Annotated in this window: 21 protein-coding genes; 12 read left to right on the top strand and 9 right to left on the bottom strand. The window is 70.9% G+C overall.

Translation table 11 applies throughout. The annotated features are described in order from the left end of the window. Positions 1-6: 6 nt before the first annotated feature. From pucL to uraD, 3 genes are read right to left on the bottom strand one after another with little or no spacing between them, the layout of a single operon-like run. Complete coding sequence (gene pucL / locus A4U64_RS25670) at positions 7-921, bottom strand: factor-independent urate hydroxylase (protein ID WP_065923315.1); 915 nt, start codon at positions 919-921, stop codon at positions 7-9. 4 nt (positions 922-925) lie between these two features. Further along, positions 926-1,252 carry a hydroxyisourate hydrolase gene (gene uraH / locus A4U64_RS25665; protein WP_006944145.1) on the bottom strand — a complete coding sequence of 109 codons (327 nt, stop codon included), beginning with the start codon at positions 1,250-1,252 and terminating at the stop codon, positions 926-928. After that, positions 1,249-1,770 (bottom strand): 2-oxo-4-hydroxy-4-carboxy-5-ureidoimidazoline decarboxylase, encoded by a 522-nt coding sequence (gene uraD / locus A4U64_RS25660; protein ID WP_065923314.1) that lies wholly within the window; start codon positions 1,768-1,770, stop codon positions 1,249-1,251. Before uraD ends, uraH begins: the two co-directional genes overlap by 4 nt. A 155-nt stretch (positions 1,771-1,925) precedes the next feature. Here uraD and A4U64_RS25655 point away from each other — a divergent pair, with 155 nt between their 5' ends. Beyond that, positions 1,926-2,828 carry an LLM class F420-dependent oxidoreductase gene (locus tag A4U64_RS25655; protein ID WP_029546642.1) on the top strand — a complete coding sequence of 301 codons (903 nt, stop codon included), beginning with the start codon at positions 1,926-1,928 and terminating at the stop codon, positions 2,826-2,828. Positions 2,829-2,847: 19 nt separating this feature from the next. Here A4U64_RS25655 and A4U64_RS25650 read toward each other — a convergent pair whose 3' ends face one another. Beyond that, on the bottom strand, positions 2,848-3,576 hold the full coding sequence (locus tag A4U64_RS25650) for a helix-turn-helix transcriptional regulator (protein ID WP_065923313.1): 729 nt from the start codon (positions 3,574-3,576) through the stop codon (positions 2,848-2,850). A gap of 92 nt (positions 3,577-3,668) precedes the next feature. On the opposite strand from A4U64_RS25650, the gene A4U64_RS25645 reads away from it, so the two are divergent. From A4U64_RS25645 to A4U64_RS25625, 5 genes are all read left to right on the top strand, one after another. Then, positions 3,669-4,118 carry a hypothetical protein gene (locus A4U64_RS25645; protein ID WP_006944152.1) on the top strand — a complete coding sequence of 150 codons (450 nt, stop codon included), beginning with the start codon at positions 3,669-3,671 and terminating at the stop codon, positions 4,116-4,118. Between the two features lie 81 nt (positions 4,119-4,199). Continuing rightward, complete coding sequence (locus A4U64_RS25640) at positions 4,200-4,676, top strand: hypothetical protein (protein WP_006944153.1); 477 nt, start codon at positions 4,200-4,202, stop codon at positions 4,674-4,676. A gap of 1 nt (position 4,677) precedes the next feature. Beyond that, complete coding sequence (locus A4U64_RS25635; protein WP_084648704.1) at positions 4,678-6,516, top strand: glycoside hydrolase family 15 protein; 1,839 nt, start codon at positions 4,678-4,680, stop codon at positions 6,514-6,516. Between the two features lie 52 nt (positions 6,517-6,568). Continuing rightward, positions 6,569-7,210: a hypothetical protein gene (locus A4U64_RS25630; RefSeq protein ID WP_006944155.1), complete on the top strand. Its 642-nt coding sequence runs from the start codon at positions 6,569-6,571 to the stop codon at positions 7,208-7,210. Then, on the top strand, positions 7,207-8,610 hold the full coding sequence (locus A4U64_RS25625) for an FAD-binding oxidoreductase (RefSeq protein WP_029546646.1): 1,404 nt from the start codon (positions 7,207-7,209) through the stop codon (positions 8,608-8,610). Before A4U64_RS25630 ends, A4U64_RS25625 begins: the two co-directional genes overlap by 4 nt. Before the next feature lie 46 nt (positions 8,611-8,656). On the opposite strand, the gene A4U64_RS25620 is transcribed toward A4U64_RS25625, so the two are convergent. Then, positions 8,657-9,103: a MarR family winged helix-turn-helix transcriptional regulator gene (locus A4U64_RS25620; RefSeq protein ID WP_080688420.1), complete on the bottom strand. Its 447-nt coding sequence runs from the start codon at positions 9,101-9,103 to the stop codon at positions 8,657-8,659. Positions 9,104-9,344: 241 nt separating this feature from the next. Between A4U64_RS25620 and A4U64_RS25615 the strand changes: the two genes are divergently transcribed. Then, entirely contained in the window at positions 9,345-9,992 is a 648-nt protein-coding gene (locus A4U64_RS25615) for a maleylpyruvate isomerase family mycothiol-dependent enzyme (protein WP_029546648.1), read from the top strand. A 65-nt stretch (positions 9,993-10,057) separates the two neighbouring features. Here the strand turns inward: A4U64_RS25615 and A4U64_RS25610 are convergent, their stop codons facing one another. The 3 genes from A4U64_RS25610 to A4U64_RS25600 all read right to left on the bottom strand — a co-directional run bounded on the left by A4U64_RS25610 (position 10,058) and on the right by A4U64_RS25600 (position 12,603). Further along, a complete protein-coding gene (locus tag A4U64_RS25610) occupies positions 10,058-10,723 on the bottom strand; it encodes an FMN reductase (RefSeq protein ID WP_050036127.1) in 666 nt (221 codons plus the stop codon). Beyond that, a complete protein-coding gene (locus A4U64_RS25605; RefSeq protein WP_006932509.1) occupies positions 10,720-11,865 on the bottom strand; it encodes an LLM class flavin-dependent oxidoreductase in 1,146 nt (381 codons plus the stop codon). The genes A4U64_RS25610 and A4U64_RS25605 overlap by 4 nt, the downstream gene beginning before the upstream one ends. Before the next feature lie 93 nt (positions 11,866-11,958). After that, a complete protein-coding gene (locus A4U64_RS25600) occupies positions 11,959-12,603 on the bottom strand; it encodes an oxygenase MpaB family protein (RefSeq protein WP_232334135.1) in 645 nt (214 codons plus the stop codon). 443 nt (positions 12,604-13,046) lie between these two features. On the opposite strand from A4U64_RS25600, the gene A4U64_RS25595 reads away from it, so the two are divergent. Together A4U64_RS25595 and A4U64_RS25590 are read left to right on the top strand one after the other, a co-directional pair. Then, the gene (locus tag A4U64_RS25595; RefSeq protein WP_006932503.1) at positions 13,047-13,727 is read left to right on the top strand and encodes a class I SAM-dependent methyltransferase; all 681 of its coding nucleotides are present in this window, start codon (positions 13,047-13,049) and stop codon (positions 13,725-13,727) included. 47 nt (positions 13,728-13,774) lie between these two features. Further along, the gene (locus tag A4U64_RS25590) at positions 13,775-14,614 is read left to right on the top strand and encodes an esterase/lipase family protein (RefSeq protein WP_084648703.1); all 840 of its coding nucleotides are present in this window, start codon (positions 13,775-13,777) and stop codon (positions 14,612-14,614) included. Positions 14,615-14,623: 9 nt separating this feature from the next. Here A4U64_RS25590 and A4U64_RS25585 read toward each other — a convergent pair whose 3' ends face one another. Next, positions 14,624-15,607, bottom strand: a complete 984-nt coding sequence (locus tag A4U64_RS25585) for a DUF389 domain-containing protein (RefSeq protein ID WP_006932499.1) — start codon at positions 15,605-15,607, stop codon at positions 14,624-14,626. Positions 15,608-15,745: 138 nt separating this feature from the next. On the opposite strand from A4U64_RS25585, the gene A4U64_RS25580 reads away from it, so the two are divergent. The 3 genes from A4U64_RS25580 to A4U64_RS25570 are packed head-to-tail and all read left to right on the top strand — an operon-like array spanning position 15,746 to position 17,031. Continuing rightward, positions 15,746-16,096, top strand: a complete 351-nt coding sequence (locus A4U64_RS25580) for a sigma factor-like helix-turn-helix DNA-binding protein (RefSeq protein WP_006932498.1) — start codon at positions 15,746-15,748, stop codon at positions 16,094-16,096. Further along, complete coding sequence (locus A4U64_RS25575; RefSeq protein ID WP_065923311.1) at positions 16,048-16,494, top strand: hypothetical protein; 447 nt, start codon at positions 16,048-16,050, stop codon at positions 16,492-16,494. Before A4U64_RS25580 ends, A4U64_RS25575 begins: the two co-directional genes overlap by 49 nt. A gap of 45 nt (positions 16,495-16,539) precedes the next feature. Then, a complete protein-coding gene (locus A4U64_RS25570) occupies positions 16,540-17,031 on the top strand; it encodes a DUF6069 family protein (protein ID WP_082120296.1) in 492 nt (163 codons plus the stop codon). The last annotated feature ends 145 nt before the right edge of the window (positions 17,032-17,176 follow it).

Here is a 17,176-nt window from a genome sequence, read left to right as displayed (position 1 = left end):
GGCCCGTCAGACGGCGCCGGTGTAGGCGTCCCAGGCGATCCCGGCGTCGGGGGCGTCCTCGCGCTGCACCGTCGCCTGGATGAGGCCGTAGGGCCGGTCGTCGGCGTGGAAGACCTCGTTGTCGTTGACCACGCCGAACCGCTCGAGGTCGTAGACGAAGTGATGCTTGTTGGGGGCCGACAGCCGGATCTCGGCGACGAACGGGTACTTCTCGAGCACGGCGCGTCCCATCTCGAAAAGAGTCTGCTGCAGTGCTTTCGACTGAAGGTTCGCGAACCGCTCGAGCATGGTCGCCTTGATCCCGGCGTAGGTGGCGTCCCAGTCGACGTCGGTCGTGGTGAACCGCCACCTCGCGACGAGGCTCGTCGCCATCACCCGGTCGCGAGTCGGCTCGAGGACCGTGTACGGATCGGTGAGGAACCCGGCGAACTCGGAACCGGTGGACTTGAGTACGACGAGGTCCTTCAGCCCGCCGATCACCCATTCCCGGCGCGCCCGGCCGGAACCCTGGACGGTCACCGCGGCGGTGCGTACCTCGGAGCCCTTCCGGGTCCAGGTGTGGTCGTGCCCCACACCGTCGACGGCGACGCGCTCCCAGGCGTATTCCTCGATCTCGATGCGAGCCGAGTGGACGGGTTCGACGTCGTCGACGAAGTGCCGCGCGAGGGCGAGGGCGTAGGTCTCGACGAACTCGACGCCCTTGGCGTAGGCGTAGATCGTCTGCTTCTGGGTGTCGGTGGGCAGGACGGTGCCCTGGTCGCCCTCGAGGTGCGCGGCGCCGAAGTCGCCGCGCAGGCAGGACGAGACGTTCATGTCGCGGATCTCGTGCCGCGGGGTGTCGCGATGGATCCGCACCACGCGGTTCTCGGCCTTGCCGTACTGGTGCGGTCCGAGAACGATCTTGCCGGTCAGTTCGGTCATGGGGTCAGCTCCCGCGGTAGGTGGAGTAGGCGAACGGGGACAGCAACAGCGGCACGTGGAAGTGATTGCCGGCCACAGAGATCCGGAAGGTGACGACGACCTCCGGATAGAAGGGGACGATGTCGCGCTCGGCGAACCAGTCGCCCGTGCCGAAGGTGAGGGTGTAGGTGCCGGGCGGCAGGGGCTCGTCGGTCAGTGCGCGGATCCGGCCGTCGTCGTCGGTGCGTCCCGTCCCGAGGACGCTGCCGTCCGCGCCGGCCAGGGCGACGTGCACTCCGGCTGCCGGAGTCCCGGTGGTGGCGTCGAGCACGTGCGTACTGAGGGTGCTCATCGCCCGCCCCCGCGGGATGCGAGGTCGGCCTCGTCGAGCACGAGACGTTCGAGCCGGAGCCGGGTGATGTCGGCCAGGGCGGAGCGCACCTCCGCGGCCTCGGTGGCGGGATCGTTGCCGAGGCGGCGGTGGAGGATGTCGAGCAGCTCGGCGGCGGACCGCCCGGCCGCGCGCACGAGGTACACGTGCCCGAACCTGTCCTCGTAGGCACGGTTGCCGGCGGCGAGGGCGGCAAGGATCCGGGCGTCGGCGGTGGCGACGGCCGACTGCTCCCGCTGCGACGACGCGCTCTCCGAACGTTCCCCGATGCGCGGATGCCCGGCCAGGGCCTCGGCCCGGCCGTGGTCGTCGAGACCCGCGATCGCGACGGACACGGCGTCGAGCAGGGCCGGACGGTCGCCGTACGGGCGTCCAGCGGCCACCCGGGCGGCCCAGGTCGCGCCGGCGCAGCAGGTCGTCAGCAGCGCGACGGCCTCGGGTTCCGGCAGGGCGTCGAACTCGGCGACGGTGTACGGCACGGGAGCCTCCTTCGTTCCGGTGTCTCCACCCTCGCGCAGGCGGGGCGGCTCCCGGGGTGCCCGCAGCTACAAAGTCGGCCGCGGTCCGGCGGAGGGGTTTGGACGATCATCCAGGGCCGCGGTCCGGGCCGACCGCCACCGATCGACCGCCCGGAATGAAACCGGCGGCGACGGAGGTTGGACCCGGCGTGACGGATTCGACGAAGGCAGAGAACACGACGCAGACTCCCCCGCTCGGCCGCTTCGGCGTCTGGCGGCACGCGACCGGCCTCCCACCGGAGACCGGAGCCGAGATCGAGAAGCTCGGCTACGGCACCATCTGGATCGGCGGTTCGCCGCCCGCCGACCTCGAGGTGGCCGAACGCCTCCTCGACGCCACCGAGAACATCGTCGTGGCCACCGGCATCGTCAACATCTGGACCGCCCCCGCCGACGAGATCGCGGCCTCCTACCACCGGCTCGAGGAACGCCATCCCGGCCGCTTCCTGCTCGGTGTCGGCGTCGGCCACCCCGAGGCGCACGGTGAGACGTACCGCAAGCCCTACGCGGCCCTGGTCGAGTACCTGGACGTGCTCGACCGCGAGGGCGTGCCCGAGGCGCGGCGGGTCCTCGCCGCGCTGGGACCGAAGGTGCTGAAGCTGTCCGCGGACCGGGCCGCCGGAGCCCACCCCTACCTCACCACCCCCGAGCACACCCGCGAGGCGCGCGCCGTTCTCGGCCCGGGCGCCGTGCTCGCCCCCGAGCAGAAGATCGTGCTGTCCACCGACGTCGCCACGGCCCGCACCATCGGCCGCAAGGCCGTGGCCAACCCGTATCTGAAGCTGCGCAACTACCGTGCGAATCTGGAACGCACCGGCTTCACCGCCGAGGAACTCGACAACGACGGCACCGACCGGGTCGTCGACGCGCTCGTCGCGCACGGCGACGCGGAATACATCGCGTCGCGTCTGCGGGAGCACCTCGACGCCGGGGCGGACCACGTCGCGGTCCAGGCCCTGCCGATGCGGGACGACCCGGTTCCGGCCCTGCGGGAGGTCGCCGCGGCGCTCGGGCTCTGAGGCCCGGAACCGCGACGACTCACCGCTCTACGCCCCGGATCCGGACGCAGCAGAACCCCGGTTCCGGGGCGAGTTCCGCGCAGAGCCGGTCGGTCCCGAGTCCGGCGACGACCCCGTCGAGCAGGGCGAGGTTCATCCCGCAGACCAGTTCACGGTGCTCGTTCGCCAGCCGGTCGAACGGGCAGTTCGCCAACCGCATCTGCCCGTCGCCGGACAGGCGCGGCTCGTAGCCGTGCCGGGCGAGCAGCCGCGCCATACGTTCGAGGTCGGTACCTCCCGCGTCCATAGGACCGGGCACCGTTCCGGCGGGCACGGCCGGGGTGGCCGCATTCGCGGCAATACGCCGGCCGTGCTCGACGGCAGCGGTCCGCACCGCCTCCGCGATGGGCACCGAGTCGCGCATCGACCGCTCGATCGCGGCCGCCAGAACCTCCCCGGCGAGGTCGTAGCGCCGCTCGGGCAGGGAGATCGACAGCTCGCGCGACGAGCGCCGATAGAGCTTCGACGGCCGTCCTGCACCCGGGCCCGTCCGCCCCGAGAGCCTGCGGTACTCCGTCTCGAGCAGGCCCTCCTCCACGAGCCGGTCGAGGTGGAACCTCGCTGCGTGCAGCGGCAGGCCTACCGCGGCCGCAGCCTGCTCGCGCCCGACCGCGTCCGTTTGTGCGGCGACGTAGCGGTAGAGGGACCTTCGAGCCGGGTCTGCCAGCGCACCGATCCCCGACGCCTGTTCGGCGAACTCGTCCTGCACGATTCCCCCTTCTAAAAGAGAAACTTCTTGACGTAATCTACGTCACACTTCTAAAATCAAATCTACTCTCTCTTAGAAGTCAGGAGACTTCGATGAGCCACACGCCCACCTCCCCCACCACGCTCCACTCCACCCCGGCCGGCACGAACGCCGGCGCCCGCCAGGCATTCGTCCTTCTCCGGACCGTGTTCACGGTGGCCCCGATCGCCTTCGGTCTCGACAAGTTCGCGAACCTGCTCACCGACTGGGAGCGCTACCTCGCACCCTGGATCGACGACCTCGTCCCGGGCACCGCCCACCAAGCCATGCTCGCGGTCGGCGTGGTCGAGATCCTCGCCGGCATCGTCGTCGCGATCAGACCCGCCATCGGCGGCTACGTCGTGGCCGCATGGCTGCTCGGCATCATCGTCGACCTGGTCACCCTCGGCGGCTACCTCGACATCGCGCTGCGCGACTTCGGATTGGCGGTCGCCGCCCTCGCCCTGGCCCGGCTGGCCACCGCCCCGGTGACTCGCCGCGGACCCACCCCGGGCACATCGTGAAACCGAGCCGCCGGTTCACGGACGTCCGACGGCGACCGTGGACCGGCGGCAGCGACCTCCCCACCGAAAGGTGACTCCGCCATGGACTGGGCCGGATGGGCGCTCTTCGGATCGGTGGCCACCACCGCCCTGACCGCAGTCATGATCGCCGCCCAACTGGCCGGTTACAGCCGCCTGGATCTGCCGCTCGTGCTCGGCACCGTCGTCACCGCCGACCCGGATCGTGCCCGGGTGGTCGGATTCTTCATCCACCTCGCGATCGGCCAGGCCTTCGCACTCGGCTACGCCGCCACCTTCGCGCTGCTCCACCGGGCGACGTGGTGGCTGGGCATGCTGCTCGGCCTGCTGCACGTCGCGGTCGCCTTGACGGTCCTGCTGCCACTACTGCCGGGCGTGCATCCGCGCATGGCCTCCCATCGAGCCGGGCCGCGGAGCACCGCGGTCCTCGAACCACCCGGCCTGCTCGGCCTGAACTACGGTGCGCAGACCCCCGCCGTCGCCGTCGCCGCCCATCTCGTCTACGGCACCGCACTCGGCCTTCTTCTCCAGGTGCGCTGAAATGACTTTCAGGATGACCGATTTCGACGAGAGTGGCATCGAGGACAGGGCGGGCACGCAGACCCGGATCGGGGACTACGGCCTGCTGGGCGACACCCGCACCGCGGCCCTGGTCTCCGGCGACGGATCGCTCGACTGGCTCTGCGTGCCCCGCTTCGACGGAGATCCCGTCTTCGGCCGACTCGTCGGCGGAGCGCCGGCGGGGCGGTTCCGGCTCGGGCCCGAGGGGCATGCCACCGTCGTCCGGCGCCGCTACCGCACGCACACCGCAACGCTGGAAACCACCTGGGACCTCGGCAACACCCGGCTCACCCTGAGCGAGGCGATGATCGCGGAGGTGGCCGGACGGCTGCTCCCGGCGACCGTCCTCGTGCGTCGCCTCTCCGTCGAGGGCGAAACTGCGCGCGCCGTCGTCGAATTCGATCCGAGGCTCGGTGAACGCCACCACCCCCCGAAGGTGCGGCGCGGTCCCGACCTCGTGTGCGAGTGGGGCTCGCTCGCCCTGTCCCTGGCCTGCGACTCCGGCACCCCGATCCCGCCGGGCCGGCCGACCTCGATCCTCGTGACCCCGCGGCATCCGGTCACCGTCGTCCTGACTGTGGCCCACCGCGAGCCGCTGATCCACCTCCCTCCCTCCGCGGCCTGGGAGCTCGTGACCGAGGACGAGGCACGCTGGCGGGCGTGGACGGCGGAGATCGCTCACGATCTGCCCTGTCGTGAGGCCGTCGTGCGAAGCCTGCTGACGCTGCGGCTGCTCACGTATTCCCCGTCGGGGGCGCCGATCGCCGCCCCGACGACGTCGTTACCCGAGTGGCCCGGCGGGGTCCGGAACTGGGACTACCGCTACGCCTGGCCGCGCGACGCCAGCATCGGCGTCGCAGCCTTCCTGGGCGCGGGCAAGGTCGACGAGGCACGCGGGTTCCTCGGATGGCTCCTGCACGCCAGCCGCCTGCAGCGGCCCCGCCTGCCGGTCCTGTTCACCCTCGACGGCCGGCACGCCCCCGCCGAACGCACCCTGCCGGGATGGCCGGGCTTCGCGGGCAGCGTACCCGTGCGGCTCGGCAACGACGCGGCCGATCAGCATCAGCTCGACGGCTACGGCTGGGTCGTCGACGCCGCATGGACGTTCGTCCGCTCCGGTCGGCCGCTGAATTCGGAAACCTGGCGCATGGTAAGGGGATTCGCCGATCACGTCTGTGCACGGTGGCGTGACCCGGACGCCGGCATCTGGGAGATCCGGGGCGACGCCGACCACCACGTGCACTCCAAGATGATGGCCTGGCTCGCCCTCGACCGGGCCCTGCGCATCGCCGAGACCCACCGCCTGTCCAGCCGTCGTCGCCGGCGCTGGCTCGCGGCGCGAGACGACCTCGCCGACGAGGTGCTCGCCCGCGGCTTCGACCGGATCGGAAATCGGTACACCCGCACCTACGGGTCGCGTGACATCGATGCCGCCCTGCTCGTGCTCCCCGTCCTGGGCATGGAGGATCCGGACTCGCACCGGGTGCGCGGCACGATCGACGCGATCCGCAGCGAGCTGTCGGCCGGAGGCCCTCTGCTCTACCGATATCCCCCCGGACAGGACGGGCTGCCCGGCGTCGAGGGCGCGTTCCTGCCGTGCTCCTTCTGGCTGGTCCAGGCGCTGGCCTTCACCGGCCGGCGGACCGAAGCCGGGGAACTGTTCGAAACGCTGCTGCGGCGCGCCGGCCCCCTCGGCCTGCTCCCGGAAGAGGTGGACCCGGGCACCGGCGCCTACCTCGGCAATTACCCGCAGGCGCTCACCCATGCCGCGGTGGTACAGGCCGCCCTCGCCCTCCGGGCTCACGGGGGAAGCGGATGAGCGGGGCCTCCGGGACCTTCTCTCCCCGGCTCCGGTGTGGAACAGTTTCCTCATGGCGATCCTCACGATCGCAGGCGTCGCGACAGCGGTGAGCGCATTCGCCTTCTACCGCCGGTGGCACCTGCGGTGGGGAGCGACGACCGCCGAGCACGCCGGTGCGATGCCCGGAGACGACATCCTCTCCTCGGCGACGTTCACTGCGACCCGTGCCCTCACGATCGAGGCGCCGGCCGAGTGCGTGTGGCCGTGGATCGTCCAGGTCGGCTACAACCGGGCCGGCTTCTACTCCTACGACCGTCTCGACAATCTGGGGCGGCCCAGCGCGACGACGATCGATCCGCGCCTGCAGTGCATCGAGGTCGGCGACGTGGCGGCGCCGATGGCGAGTCGGGCCACGGCGGCGACGTCCTTCCGGGTGCACTCCTTCGATCCGGGGCGCTGCCTCGTCTGGGCGAAGCCGGATTCGACGTGGTCGTGGCGCCTCGATCCCATCGACGACGGGCGACGGACCCGGCTCGTGAGCCGGTTGAAGGCCTCCTACCGGCCCACGCCGTCGCTTCCGCTCACCGTCGCGCTGATGGAACTGGCCGATTTCCCGATGATGCGCAGGATGCTGCTCGGCATCCGGGAACGCGCCGAACGCCTCGCCGGAGACGATCCCGCCTGCTCCCGGCAACGTCTGGAGGACACATGACTCGTACGACCGGCGACCTCGGCATGCTGCGGGCCGCGATGGAGGGCCCGGTTCTCGGACCCGGCGACGCGGACTACGACGAAGCGCGCACGGTGTGGAACGCCGACATCGACCGCCGCCCGGCCGCGATCGCACAATGCCGGAGCACCGCCGACGTGAAGGCGGCGATCGCCTACGCGACCGAGCACGGAATGGAGATGGCCGTGCGCGCGGGTGCGCACAGCACCGCGGGCGCCTCGGTCGTCGACGACGGCCTGGTGATCGACCTCGGATCGATGGATCACGTCGTCGTCGACCCGGAGAGCAGGCGAGTACGGGTCGGCGGGGGCGCCCTGTTGCGTGACCTCGATGCCGCCACGCAGGCCCACGGGCTCGCCGTCCCGGCCGGTCTGATCAGTCACACGGGTGTCGCGGGACTGACGCTGGGCGGAGGAATGGGCTGGCTCACCCGGCAGGCCGGATTGAGCATCGACAACCTCGAGTCGGCCGAGGTCGTCACTGCCGACGGCCGGATCCTGCGTGCCGCCGAGGACGAGAATCCGGACCTGTTCTGGGCGATCCGGGGCGGCGGCGGCAACTTCGGGGTGGTGACGGAGTTCGAGTTCCGCCTGCACGAGGCCGGCCCCGTCGTGCAGTTCGGGCTCCTGTTCTGGGGCCTGGATCAAGGCACCGAGGTGTTGCGGCTCGCCCGGGAGGTCATCGATACGCTGCCCCGCGAGCTGAACATTGTGATCGCCGGCGTGAACGCCCCACCCGCCCCGTTCGTGCCCGAGCAATACCACCTCCAGCCCGGCTATGCCTTCCTCGTCACCGGTTTCGGAGCACCGCAGACGCACGAGGACGCGCTGGCGCGGATTCGGCGCGCTCTGCCACCGCTGTTCGAGTTCGTCACGCCGATGCCCTACGTCGACGTGCAGCAGCTGCTCGACGAGGGCAACGCGTGGGGCTTCTACTGCTACGACAAGGGTTGCTACGTCGAAGATCTCTCCGACGATCTGATCGCGACAGTCGTCGATGTCGTGCCGCAGAAGAACTCGCCCCTGTCGCTCCTGTTGTTCTACCGGCTGGACGAGGCGTACTGCGAAACGAGGGAGGACGACACCGCTTTCGGCGGCGGACGGACGCCACGCTTCGCCGTCTTCATCGTCGGCGTCTGTCCCGATCCCGGTCTGCTGCCACCGGAGCGGGCCTGGGTGCGGTCCGTCTGGGAGGCCCTGCGCCCGTATTCGGTCGGCATCGGCGCGTACGTCAACTCCATGGCCGAGTTCGAACAGGACCGGGTGCGCGCCGCCTACGGCCCCACCAAATATGCCCGACTGGCCGAGATCAAGGCGAAGTACGATCCGCACAACGTCTTTCATCGGAACGCCAACATCGTTCCCGATGTACGGCGCGCGTGACACCGACGGATGACCGCCCCACGTCCGGTGGGACGTGACCGGGCGACTACTCCCCCGACGGCCGATACGGATCGGTGATCTCACGGAGCAGGGTGAGCGCCTCGCGCAGCTGCTTCATCCGGCGCGCACCGAGATGCTCGGTCCACTCGGCCTCGATCCGCGCCTCCTCGGCCCGGGCGACGTGGCCGGCCTCGGCGCCGCGCGGAGCGATCCGCACGAGTCGCGCGCGGGCGTCGGTGGGGTCGACCGTGCGTTCGACGTAGCCGGCCCGCTCGAGCTGGTCGACGAGGAAGCTGGCTGTCTGCTTGGCCACCTGGGCCTGTTCGGCGAGAACTGTCAGCCGGGTCCCACCGGGTCCGATCCGGGCGGCCACCCGCGCCTGGGCGAGCGTGATGTCGTCGTAGCCGGCGCGCCGCAGCGCCGCGAGAATGCGGTTCTCCGCCGAACGCTGGGCGATGAACATCAGCACGGCGGCACTGAGGTCCTCGGCCATCATCCTCCCTTGCCGATAGTCCGATCATCGAACTATATTGGTACCAACATCGTACTGATTGTGCCCGTCCGGGAGGTGCGATATGACCGGCGAACCGATCGCCGGGGACTCGATTCCCCGCGGCCACGACGCCGTGCGCGTCTTCGAGGGCGCGAGTGCTGTCCGGCTTCGCGGACGTCTTCGAGCTCGAACGCACCAGGACCCGGGCACCGGTGTTCCGCTGAGACGGAAGGCTCCGGCGATGAACGACGACGAGGTGTGGGCCGCGATCGACAGCGAGCGACGACGCACGGCCGACCTGCTCGGGCAGCTGTCCGACGACGAATGGGTACAGCCGTCGCTGTGCGACGGCTGGACGGTACGCGACGTCGCGGCCCACCTGACCCTGCAGCAGCTGACCGTCGGGGACTGCGTCCGGATGGTTCTGCGTCATCCCGGCCCGCTGAACTCGATGATCTGCGCCGCCGCCCGCCGACGGGCGACCCTGCCGACCGACCGGTTGATCGCGGACCTGCGCGCGACGATCGGTTCCCGCCGCCGCAACGTGGGGCTGACCAGCCTCGAGCCCCTGAGCGACATCCTCGTGCACGGCCAGGACATCGCGATCCCGCTGCACCGCGACCTCGAGATGCCGGTGACCGCGGCGGCCGCGGCGGCCACCCGCGTGTGGTCCTTCGGCGGCAGGGGCAAGGCCCGGGTCTTCCGCTCCCTTCCGCTGCGCGGCTACCGGCTCACCGCCACGGACGTCGAATGGTCGGCCGGGGAGGGGCCGGAGATCCGGGGGCCGATCTCCGCGATCCTGTTGCTGCTCACCGGCCGCCGCGTGGCGCTGCCCCTGGTGTCCGGGCCGGGCGCGGACGAGTTGCGCGCGCGGTTGCCGGCCGGGTGATCAGGTTTCGGATGCGGCACGGCCCGCCCGGCCCGCTCCGCGCCACACCGCGGTACGACGAGTTCTCAACCCATGTGGGCGCGCAGCAGATCCTGGAACGGCGTGCCGGGGGCGCGCAGCGAGTTCCCCGACGAGCGCGGCCGCGCCGGGGAGGACGCGGGCGTGAAGCCGTCCACACCGGTCCGTTCACCGACGACGAGCGCTGCGAGTTCCTCGGCCGCCCGCCGGATCCGGCTGCCGAGGGCGGCGCCGGCCTCCCCGTCGCCGAAGTCCTCGGTCGCGGCGAACACGCCCGTGGGGACGACCACCGCGCGCAGGAACGTCAGCAGTGGACGCATCGCGAAGTCGAGCACCATCGAGTGCCGGGCCGAGCCCGCGGTCGCGGCGACGATCGTGGGCATGCCGTTCAGCGCGTCGGTGTCGAGCACGTCGAAGAACATCTTGAACAGGCCGCTGTAACTCGCGGTGAACACCGGAGTGACGGCGATCAGACCGTCGGCGTGCGACACCTGCTCACGCGCCCGCGCGACGGCCGGGGCCGGCAGGCCGCCGGTGGCGACCGTGATCGCGAGATCGGTTGCGAGATCGCGGAGTTCGATCACCTCGACATCCGCGGACTCACCCCGCGCGCCGACCGCCGCGGTGACGGCGGCGGCGATCCGGTCCGCCAGCAGACGCGTCGACGACGGTTGCGAGAGCCCGGCGGTGACGACGACGATGCGGCGGCTCATCGGGCGTCGGCCTCCTCGGCGGCGGACAGATCCACCTTTGCGGGAACCACGAGGCGGTGCGGGGAATCCGGACCCGCGGCGACGAGCGAGGCGTGCGTCGGGGGCTCCGACGGCACGTGCGCCGGGCGGCGTCGTTCGAACTCGGTGCGCAGCACGGGCACGACCTCGCGGCCGAGGATCTCGATCTGCTCGAGCACCACGTCGAGGGGCAGACCGGCGTGGTCCATGAGGAACAGCTGCCGCTGGTAGTCGCCCGCGTAGTCGGCGAAGCCCAGGGTGCGCTCGATCACCTGCTCGGGGGTGCCGACGGTCAGCGGGGTCGTCGCGGAGAAGTCCTCGAGCGACGGTCCGTGACCGTAGACGGGGGCGTTGTCGAAGTACGGCCGGAAGACGCGCTTGGCCTTCTCCTCGGTCTCCGCCATGAACACCTGGCCGCCGAGGCCGACGATCGCCTGGTCGGCGGCGCCGTGGCCGTACTGCTCGAACCGGGTGCGGTAGAGGCTGATCATCTGCTGGATGTGTTCCCGGTTCCAGAAGATGTTGTTGTGGAAGAAGCCGTCGCCGTAGAACGCGGCCTGCTCGGCGATCTCCGGCGAGCGGATCGAGCCGTGCCACACGAACGGCGGGGTGTCGTCGAGCGGCCAGGGGGTCGAGGTGTAGCCGCGCAGCGGGGTGCGGAACTTGCCTTCCCAATCGAGGGCCTTCTCCCGCCACAGGCGGCGCAGCAGGTGGTAGTTCTCGATCGCGAGCGGGATGCCCTGGCGGATGTCCTTGCCGAACCACGGGTAGACCGGGCCGGTGTTGCCGCGGCCCATCATGAGGTCGACGCGGCCGCCCGAGAGGTGCTGCAGCATCGCGAAGTCCTCGGCGATCTTCAGCGGATCGTTCGTCGTGATCAGCGTCGTGGCCGTGGAAAGGATCAGTTTCTCGGTCCTGGCGGCGATCCAGCCGAGCATGGTGGTGGGCGACGACGGGACGAAGGGCGGATTGTGGTGCTCGCCGCTCGCGAAGACGTCGAGCCCGACCTCCTCGGCCTTCAGCGCGATCTCCGTCATCGCGACGATGCGTTCGTGCTCGGTGGGTACGCGGCCCGTGGTGGGGTCGCGGGTCACGTCGCCGATGGTGAAGATGCCGAACTGCACGATGAGCCTCCGTCAATAGTTGATTACTCAACTATACGAACCGGTGCGGTGCGGGCGATATTCCGGCCACCCGGACACCGGCGCGGCGGCATGTCAGAAGACGGGCAGGCCCAAGCGGCGCCGCAGGCGCAGGTCGACCAGATACGCCTTCCACGGAATGCTCCACAGTCCCGGCGTCAGCCGGTGCACGGCGCGCAGCAGGCGCAGGTACCGGGCGAAGGCGCGCTGATCGTCCGACGACCACTCGAATTCCATGACCGCGCGGAATTCCGGCGGTAACGCTCCTCGTGTGACGAGCCGGAACGGGCGGCCGAGCGCTCGGTGTATCGCGTAGCCGGCCCGGCCCAGCCGGACCTCGAGGAAACGGAGGTCCGCCAGGGCGGCGAGATAGGTACGGACTTCGTCCGTCATCGACACCTCGTCCAGGCCCGCACGCCACACGCTGTCGTACTCCTCGCGCGTGACCGGCCACGCCCCGGGCCGCACGTTCAAGGTGGTGCCCAACGTGGCCCCGTCGCGAAGCACCCGCTCGTACTCGGCGTCGGTCAACGGACCGTGCAGGTATTCGTACTGGTCGACGAAGTACTTCAGCAGGCACACCGCCACCCACAACTGCAGCTTGGGAGAGTTGGCGCTGTAGGGGGTCACCGAATCCGGCCCGGACACGACCCGGGCGTGGATTCGCCGTACCGCTTCCCGCACGTAGGCGCGATCGTCCTCGTTGCCGAATACCGCCACCGCGAGGTACGTCGTGGTGGTGCGGGCGCGCTTGACGGATGCAGATCCGCCCGGCCGGAGTGCACCGCGCTCTCGATCACTCCCTGCCCCACTCCGGGCACGGCCAGTTGCATGATGACATTCGCCGCGTTGATCGATCCCCCCAGAGGCGAGACAAGATCACCGACGGTACGGATCGTCCGCATACACCCTCCATCTGACAACGATCGTACTCACTTCACGCTGCACATCGACCCCACCTCAACGGCCCGCAGACCATTCGATCGAGCGTCGCCGGGTGCTCGCTACGGAGCGGGACGCGAGCGGGACCGTCTGCCGGGTCCACGATTCGGGCCCGCCCTCGGAGGCAGCCGAGGCACCATGTGTCGATCGGCATCGACGCCGGCGCGCCCGACCGCACAGGGCCGGCCGTCCACGGCCGGAAGTCACGAGGAAGGCACGGCATGGAACATGTCGACCGCGGCGCCCTGGACGCCCAGCGCGGACACTGGCAGCGCACCTATCGCGACAACCCGACGATGTACGGTCCCGCACCGAGCGAGCCTGCCCGGCGCGCCCTCGAGCTGTTCGACCGCGAGCAGGTGCGTGAGGTCCTCGAACTCGGCGCCGGCCAGGGCCGGGACACGCTGGCCTTCCTCCGGGCCGGGTTGTCGGTGACCGCGCTCGACTACGCGCCCGAGGGCCTCGGCGAACTCCGGCGCGTCGCGGCCGAGGCCGGCGTGGCCGACCGGCTCACGACCCGCGTGCACGACGTGCGTGAACCCCTGCCCGTCGCCGACGCGTCCGTCGACGCCGTCTACAGCCACATGCTCTTCAACATGGCCCTCACCACCGAGGAGATCGACGCGCTCGGCACCGAAGTGCATCGGGTGCTGCGCCCGGGCGGCTGGCACGTCTACACCGTGCGGCACACCGGCGACGCCCACTTCGCCACCGGGACGGACCGGGGCGACAACCTGACCGAGCACGGCGGGTTCGTCGTCCACTTCTTCGATCGGGCACTCGTCGAGCGTCTGGCGCAGGGATTCACCGAACCGCAGGTGGAAGCCTTCGAGGAAGGCGGCCTGCCGCGGCGACTGTGGCGCGTCACGCAGCAGAAGATCCGGCCCACGCCCGCGGGATGACGCCCTTTCGCGCATTTCGCGCCCCCGGACACCCGCCGGACGCGAGGATGGGCGGCATGGTCGGCAGGCTCGCCCTCGTAGGGCTGATCGCGGCGTGCAGCATCGCGACCGCCGCACCCACGGCGGGCGCCGAACAGCGTGCCGCGGAGGCAACGACCGGCCCGCCGCAGAGCACCTTCGGCGCCGCGCTCGCCTACTCGCTGGCGCATCCCGGCGTCGTCCCGGCCGGGACGAACGATGTCGACTGCGTGCCCACACCGGCGCACCCCGAACCGGTGGTGCTCGTCCACGGCTTCCTCGAGAACTCCTACGCCAACTGGGCCGGATTGGCACCGGCGCTGAAGGCCGAGGGGTACTGCGTGTTCGCACTCGACTACGGCGCACCGCCGGGCGAGCCGTTCAAGGCGCGCGGGCCGATCCCGGACGCCGCCGGCGAACTGGCGGCGTTCGTCGACACCGTCCTGGCCGAAACCGGCGCCGAGCGAGTGAGCATCGTCGGTCACTCCAAGGGCGGCGCCGTCCCCCGGTGGTACGTGCGGTTCCTCGGCGGGGCGGACAAGACCAGCCGCATCGTCGGGCTGGCGCCGGCGAACTACCCGTCGCTCGGGCCGCCGTCGGTCGCGCAGGATGCCGTGCTCGCCGAGCTCAACGCCGGCAGCGACACCGTCGAGGGCGTCTCCTACACGGTCGTCGCCACCAGATACGACCAGGTGATCATCCCCTACACGGCGTCGTTCCTCACCGGGCCCGGCGCGCAGAACATCCTGCTGCAGGACGTGTGCCCCGCGAACACCGCCGACCACGTCTCGATCCCCTACGATCCGGTCGCCGAGCAGCTGGTGCTGGCCGCGCTGGACCCGGCCGGGGCGCGGCCGGTCGTGTGCTGAGCGCCGCCCCTACCCGCCGGGCAGGCGCCGCGTTCCGCCGATCACGAGGGTGACCTCCACGTCGACGTCGCGCAGCCCGGCCTCGTTCAGGGCGTCGCGCAGGGTCGCCGGATCCGCCTCGGGCGGCGGCCCGAGCGCCTCGATCCACAGCACGGACTCGCGGAATCCGATGTCGGTGATCACCCAGCCCTGCTCCTGCGCCCACTGCTCCGCGACGGGGGCGACGTCGGCCTTCAGCGTCTCCTGCCGGATCACTCGCGTGCTGGACACCCCCAGGGGGACCGCGACGAGCACGACCGCGGCGACGACCGTGAGCACGCTGAGGCCGCGCAGGTCCCCGACCGTACGGCCGGCGCGGTGCGCCGCCCCGCGCACCCCCGCCAGCAGAAAGACCAGGGTGCCGGTGGCGACGATGGCGGCGACGTTGGTGGCGAACAGCAACAGGGCCCCACCGGCCTGCCGCGGCGCGCCGGACTCGAGGGTCAGGCCGACCACCGCGAGCGGCGGCACGAGCGAGATCGCGATCGCCACCCCGGGCAGGGTGTCGGACACATCGCGGCGCACCAGCGCGAAGGCCCCGACCGCACCGGTGGCCAAGGCGGCGACGAGGTCGATCATCCGCGGCGCGACCCGTCCCGCCACCTGGCTGTTGTTCTGCGCGAGCACGTCCAGCGGATCGAGCAGGCCCACCGCGAATCCGGTCGCGACCACCGCGGCCGATCCTGCCACGACGAGCAGCGCGGAGGCGATCAGGTTGCGGTGGTCGTTGAGGACGACGGCCAGCGCGGTCCCGACGATCGGCGTCATCAGCGGCGCCACGATCATGGCGCCGATGACGGTGGCGGTCGAGTCCGCGACGACGCCCGCCGAGGCGATGACCGCGGCCAGCACGAGCAGGGTCCAGAACGTCGCGCGCCGGGAACGGGGCCGGGCGTCCTCGGACAGGAACAGGGTGGAGGTCATCCGCTCGATGTCCTCGGTGGTGGGTCTCACGAAAGCCTCCTGGTGCGTCGTTCCGCGAGTGCATCACAGCAGACGCCGCGCGCCCACAGGATCGGGACACCGGTCCCTTCCGTCCGGGACACCGGTCGCGACACGATGTCCCGCACCGGACGGAGGAGGACGCACGCGGTGACGACGGACGAGGCGGTGACGACGGACAAGGCGGCGACACGACCCTCGACGCTGATCGCTGCCCTCCCGCACCGCTACCGTGCCGTGCTGCACTTGCGCATCGCGTGTGGCCTGTCGATCACCGACACGGCCCGTGCCCTGAACACCGATGCCACCTCCGTCCGGCTCGCCCAGCACCACGCCCTGAACCTGCTCCGGCAGCAGCTCGGCCACTCCCGGAACATGTCGGACCCCCGGCGCACACTGATCACAGAACCGGGGACCACCTCGCCCGGACGTACCGAGGAGGAGCGAGTGCCATGGAAACGGGGTGTGGGGCCTTCTTCAGCTGGACCTCACGACGGGTGACGTTGCCGCACTGCCTGCGTGCCGTCGCGGCGGGAACACCCACGCAGTCCGGGCTGACTCTCGATCACCGGGTCGCCTCGGGCACCGTCCGCGGCCGGCTGCTGGCCTATCACGACGCCGACGACGACGCCGACTACGTGGCCCTGCTGGTCGGCGACGTGGCCGGATCGGACGACGTGCCCGTGCGGGTGGTCGACGAGGAGCGACTGCTGGTGGAGGGTGCGCGCAGCACCGAGCCGGCGGAGATCCTCGTGGGCGCCCCCGACGCCCGCGACCCGGATGCGGAGCAGCGGGAGCTCGACCGGCAGCTGTGCCTGGGCGGCCCCGTGCGTTCGATGCTCGCGCATTCCGGTGCCCGTTCGGTCACCGTGGACTGGTGCGCGGTGGCCGCGGCATAGCTCGCGCGGAACGGACTTGACCTCGAGTCGACTCGAGGTTGAACGATGAGCGACGTCAGTTCATCGGCCCTTCCGGAGGACACCATGAGTGTTGTCAAGCCTCTCGACCGCACCACCACGTCGACCCTGCCCGCCTTCTCGCTCAGCCGTCCGATGGCGGTGCTCGTCCCGGTCGTCGTGGCTCTCGTCGCCAACGTCGCACTGTGGCTCGTCGGCCTCGCCGCCGGCGGCTCGTTCGAGGTGACCAACGGCGACACCGTCGAAAGCGCCGCCCCGGGCGGCGTTCTCGTCATGACCGTCGTCCCGCTCACCGTGGGCATGGGTCTCGCGGCGCTGCTCAGCCTGCGCTGGTTCGGCATCATCCGCGTCGCCGAGGTCGTCGGCGCGGTGGCCGCGCTCGGCACCATCGCGTCGACGATCGTCGCCGACTTCGACACCCCGAGCACGATCACGCTGTCGCTGATGCACGTGGTGATCGCACTTGTCGTCGTCGCGGGGCTCGAGGCGATGCGCAACCGCATTGCAGCCCAGCGGTAACCACCGGGGCGACGCAACCGTCCCGGGGAACCGGCCCGAAGGTCCCGATTGTCGCGGGACCTTCGGGCCGCCGCCGCACCCTCCGGCGACGGTGACCTACGGCACGGAGACCGACGCGTCTTCCGTTCCTCCCCCAGGCACCTTC

This window comes from Rhodococcus sp. WB1 (genome assembly GCF_001700945.1).
Taxonomy (GTDB): Bacteria; Actinomycetota; Actinomycetes; order Mycobacteriales; family Mycobacteriaceae; genus Rhodococcus; species Rhodococcus aetherivorans.
The sequence above is the reverse complement of the archived record's forward strand: the minus strand, read 5'-3'. Positions and strand labels throughout refer to the sequence as shown.